At 45.9% G+C, this 1,158-nt stretch carries 1 pseudogene; it reads right to left on the reverse strand.

Features of this window, described 5'->3' with window-relative positions:
• Positions 1 to 98 precede the first annotated feature (98 nt).
• Positions 99 to 1,158 (reverse strand): annotated as a pseudogene (locus F6K51_RS37820) (hypothetical protein); the annotation flags it as partial.

Genomic DNA, 1,158 nt, shown 5'->3' on the forward strand with positions numbered 1-1,158 from the left:
GATCGCGTAGCGTGACTGTATGTCAATCGCATTCGTTTTATGACTCTAATGTATGCGTAAGGGTTTATTGATGACCTTTGTTGATGATCAGGTTATAGTTACCTAAGATTATGACAGTTGATCGCAGTATTCAATACTGGTTTGAGCTCAGGACCAGTGGGATAAGGCACCAACTCCACAATTCCATCCTGATTGATGATCCATCCTTGAGCTTCAATAATTGGTGGCTTTTTCCCTGTCACTTGGGGTTGTTGATCGGGTTTTTTGCCCCGATTGCGAGCAGCCCGATACAATTGACGCCTGGTGGCCGAGAAATCTCGCCAATCGATCCAAATGGTTTCACCTTTGAGGGGGTCAGTGGGGTCAGTGGGTAAGCCCCCTCGTCCAGTCAGAGCAAATGAATTCTGCTGATCATCGGTGCTACAACCTGTGGCAATGAGTAGACCGGTATCGACTATAGTTGCTGGTAATGGGACTAATCCTAGGTTTTGAGTTGGGTCTGGGTTGCTAATGTTGACTACACCATCGACACCAAATTCAGAACTGGCAGTAATCTGGCTATCTGGAGACAGAAATAGACCTTGAGTAGTAATAAGAATATTACCTCCAGGACCAAATATGGCGTTGGCGGTGATGTTACTGTTTTCTACAATCACTACAAAATCACTATTAATCTTAAGATCACCCCCACCACCAGTACTGTCATTAACGCTGGTACTAATCCCGCTCTGGTTTGAAAGGAACAGTAAGTCACTAGTAATGTCAATATCACCACCGCCGCTAAGCTCAGAGGTGGCAGTGATTGTGCTTCGATCAGTTTTAATTTGATTAGCGGAAATAGTAATATTGCCTCCTCCAGCTGAGAAATTGGATGCGGTAATACCACCACCATTGGGAGTGTCCGCTCCGCTGTTGGAAAGCTCGATGGAGTTTGCCACAATCTCAATATCCCCAGCTTCCCCAAGTCCTGGATCTAGGCGGTCATTGCTTTGGAAGTTACTGACACTGATCGTTGCTCCATCTCGGATTATTAACTGATCAGTGAAGACCTCTAATTTACCGCCATTACCAGTACCTGCGATCGCATTCGCCAATAATCCGCTGGCACCTAGGTCTGATCTCCCAATCAGTTCTATTTCCTGTGCCTGAACTCTCAAG

This window comes from Moorena sp. SIO3I8 (genome assembly GCF_010692325.1).
In the GTDB taxonomy this organism is placed as follows: Bacteria; Cyanobacteriota; Cyanobacteriia; order Cyanobacteriales; family Coleofasciculaceae; genus Moorena.